This window comes from Paracraurococcus ruber (assembly GCF_004353985.1).
GTDB classification, from domain to species: Bacteria; Pseudomonadota; Alphaproteobacteria; order Acetobacterales; family Acetobacteraceae; genus Paracraurococcus; species Paracraurococcus ruber.
Genome location: NZ_SMOA01000471.1, coordinates 1 through 2,724, shown reverse-complemented (window position 1 = coordinate 2,724; position 2,724 = coordinate 1). Strand labels below are relative to the sequence as shown.

At 69.2% G+C, this 2,724-nt stretch carries 6 protein-coding genes; 5 read left to right on the top strand and 1 reads right to left on the bottom strand.

Features of this window, described 5'->3' with window-relative positions; translation table 11 throughout:
• Positions 1 to 216 precede the first annotated feature (216 nt).
• Positions 217 to 495: a hypothetical protein gene (locus E2C05_RS30880; protein WP_133223437.1), complete on the top strand. Its 279-nt coding sequence runs from the start codon at positions 217 to 219 to the stop codon at positions 493 to 495.
• Between the two features lie 85 nt (positions 496 to 580).
• On the opposite strand, the gene E2C05_RS34985 is transcribed toward E2C05_RS30880, so the two are convergent.
• On the bottom strand, positions 581 to 1,012 hold the full coding sequence (locus E2C05_RS34985; protein ID WP_240046969.1) for a hypothetical protein: 432 nt from the start codon (positions 1,010 to 1,012) through the stop codon (positions 581 to 583).
• Here E2C05_RS34985 and E2C05_RS34980 point away from each other — a divergent pair.
• The 4 genes from E2C05_RS34980 to E2C05_RS33655 all read left to right on the top strand — a co-directional run bounded on the left by E2C05_RS34980 (position 899) and on the right by E2C05_RS33655 (position 2,616).
• Complete coding sequence (locus tag E2C05_RS34980; protein ID WP_338045223.1) at positions 899 to 1,471, top strand: tyrosine-type recombinase/integrase; 573 nt, start codon at positions 899 to 901, stop codon at positions 1,469 to 1,471. The genes E2C05_RS34985 and E2C05_RS34980 overlap by 114 nt on opposite strands.
• A gap of 67 nt (positions 1,472 to 1,538) precedes the next feature.
• Positions 1,539 to 2,177, top strand: coding sequence for a DUF4291 domain-containing protein (locus E2C05_RS30870; protein WP_133223438.1), 639 nt, complete (start codon positions 1,539 to 1,541; stop codon positions 2,175 to 2,177).
• A gap of 83 nt (positions 2,178 to 2,260) precedes the next feature.
• On the top strand, positions 2,261 to 2,467 hold the full coding sequence (locus E2C05_RS30865; protein WP_133223435.1) for a transposase domain-containing protein: 207 nt from the start codon (positions 2,261 to 2,263) through the stop codon (positions 2,465 to 2,467).
• Entirely contained in the window at positions 2,464 to 2,616 is a 153-nt protein-coding gene (locus tag E2C05_RS33655) for a hypothetical protein (protein ID WP_158292485.1), read from the top strand. Before E2C05_RS30865 ends, E2C05_RS33655 begins: the two co-directional genes overlap by 4 nt.
• Positions 2,617 to 2,724: the final 108 nt, after the last annotated feature.

Genomic DNA, 2,724 nt, shown 5'->3' with positions numbered 1-2,724 from the left:
ACGAGCGCCGTGCCGACATCCACGCCGCCTTTCTCACCCTCGCATCAGCCATGATCGCCTGGCGATTCGTCCAACGGTGGTTCTGTTAGACGCTCTAAGCCAGGGGGCTCCCCGCCGCGATTGTGGCGCCTCCACGAAGCTTGCGGGAAGAGGAATTACCGCAAGCTGGAACGGGCCTGGGATATGGTAGGCTGGCCCGGACCACAGGGCAGGAACATGCCGCACACCGCCCGACGCGAGCATCAGGCCGAACGGCTACAGGCCATCCGCCTGCGGTTCACCATCAACACCCATCTCGAGGACCAGGGCATCACCACGCCGGCGGCGATCGGCGCCGCCACCGGCCTACCCGCGGCCGAGGCTGCCCGGCTGCTCTCCCGCCGGCAGTGGCGCGAGGGCGACGTCGCCGCCCTGAAAGCGGTCGCCGCGCATCTCGGCCTCGAGGTGTCGCTGGAGGGCCTGGATCCCTCGGTGGGGAAGGGCAGGGGGCGATGAGCGGGGACCTGGTCCCGGCGCCAGCGACGGCCGTCGCGGAGCGGCCCACGCCGGAGGGCGAGCGGGCTCTGCGCGACGCCCTGGGCTACATCGCCCGCGCCGATGCCGCCGGGCCTATGCCGGCGAGTGGCGCCACTTTTGTGGGTGGTACCGGCAGACCGGCCTGGCGCCGCTGCCGGCCACCCCGGCCACCATCGCCGCCTACCTCGCCGCCCATGCCGGGCTGCATGCCCTGGCCACCCTGCGCCGGCGTCTCGCCGCCATCGCCCGCGCCCATCGCGAGGCCCGGCACACCTTCGACAGCCGCGACCCGGCGATCCGCAACGCGCTGCGCGGCATCGCCCGCGAGCATGCCCGCCCGGCCCGGCAGGCGGCGGCGCTGACCACCGCCGAGATCCGCAGCCTGGTCCGGACCTGCGGCCCCGACCTCGCCGGCCTGCGCGACCGCGCCCTGCTGCTGCTGGGCTATGCCGGGGCGCTGCGCCGCGGCGAACTGGTCGGCGTCGATGTCGAGCACCTGCGCTTTCATACCGGCGCGCTGGAGGTGCTGCTGCCGCGCTCCAAGGCCGACCAGGAGGGCGAGGGCCAGCGGATCTCGATCGGCCGCGGCAAGGCGCGGGAGACCTGCCCGGTGCGCGCCATCGAGGACTGGCTGCGGGCGGCGGGGATCCGCTACGGGCCGGTGTTCCGCGGCGTCACCCGGCACGGCACCGTCGAGCCGGGCCGGCTCTCGACCGAGGCGGTGCGGCTGATCCTGAAGCGGCGGGCGGCGCTGGCCGGCATCCAGGGCACCGTGCTGGAGCCGGTCACTCCGCACGGGCTGCGGGCGGGCTTCGTGACGCAGAGCTACCTCGCCGGTGCGCGCGACGAGGAGATCGTGGAGCACACCCGCCACCGGCATCTCGGCACCATGCGGCGCTACGTGCGGCGGGCAAAGCTGGGCAAGGGCGAGGCCACCGCGCGGCTTGATTTGTAGTTCGCATTCGAGATCGCACTCGCGGTACCAGGAGCACTCAATGCGACCCTACTATCCGCTTCCTCGCATGCTCGAAATCGAACTCTACTCGGTGCAGGTAGCGCGTTGGCCCGCGCGTGGCCGGCACCTCCTGGCGCATCATGATGCACAGTCAATCGTCGTGTACCAGGCCTATCGGCCGGAAGCTGCGGCAGCGGCCGTCAGGGACGGCCGCCTCGGCGGTTGGGGCTTCAGTCTGAAGCGCATGAGCTGGATCAAGCCGAACTTTCTCTGGATGATGCACCGCTCCGGCTGGGCCACGAAGAAAGGGCAGGAGCGCATTTTGGCACTACGATTGGCCCGAGCCGACTTCGAGCGATTGATCGCGCAGGGGGTATACTCCTCCTTCCAAGCCTCTGGGTACGAGCACGAGAATGTTTGGAAACGCGCCGTCCGTGCTGCAGATGTCCAGTTCCAATGGGATCCGGATCACGATCCCTCCGGCGCGCCGCTAGCGCGCCGTGCTTTGCAGATTGGGCTGCGGGGAGACATACTGGAGGAGTTTGCGCACCGAATGCTGCTTGGTGTGGAGGACATCACGGATTTCGTAGTTTCGCAGCGTATCCATGATGCACCTTGGAATGGGCTTATGACACCGTGCGAAACGCTCTACCCGCGGACTGCAAAGTTGACAGCGATACTCCGTCTCGAGGATCCTGATATCTGATTGGCTATTCCCCGCGTGAATGGCCTGCATCGCTACACTCTGCGGTCGCCCAGCGCTTTGTCAGTGCACGGCTCAAAAAGATCATGGAACACACTAGCGAGGGCGGCGGCGAGGCCTGGGCGATCGCCACCACCCTGATCCGCACCGCCATCCTCAACGGCGTCGATCTGCAGGCCTGGCTGACCGATACGCTGGAGCGGATGGTGACCGGCGAGGTCCGCAGCACCGCCCTCGACACCCTGTTGCCCTGGACTTGGCGCGACGCACGACCTGCCGCGCTCGCCGCATGACCCGCCGCCGCGATCGCGTGCCGGCCCCGGCACGCGATGACCTGGAGGCCTGGCTCGCCGCCCAGCCCGACATCGCCCGGCGCAACTGGACCGTCTCCGCGATCGACGGCTTCTGCGCCGCCCTGGTCGCCGGCCCCTGTCAATGCTGAGGTGGTTTTCCTCAAAAGTGCTGGCTGAAAATTCCCCAGTTCGGCTGGTGGCTACATCGCGCCGGTGAGTTCTGCGGGGCGCGGCTTGGGCGGTCTGCCGCGGCGGCG

What these genes read in the sequence shown, in the direction of transcription:
- E2C05_RS30880 (WP_133223437.1), top strand. Translation starts at nt 217, where the DNA reads ATGCCGCACACCGCCCGACGCGAGCATCAGGCCGAACGGCTACAGGCC.
- E2C05_RS30870 (WP_133223438.1), top strand. Translation starts at nt 1,539, where the DNA reads ATGCTCGAAATCGAACTCTACTCGGTGCAGGTAGCGCGTTGGCCCGCG.
- E2C05_RS30865 (WP_133223435.1), top strand. Translation starts at nt 2,261, where the DNA reads ATGGAACACACTAGCGAGGGCGGCGGCGAGGCCTGGGCGATCGCCACC.
- E2C05_RS33655 (WP_158292485.1), top strand. Translation starts at nt 2,464, where the DNA reads ATGACCCGCCGCCGCGATCGCGTGCCGGCCCCGGCACGCGATGACCTG.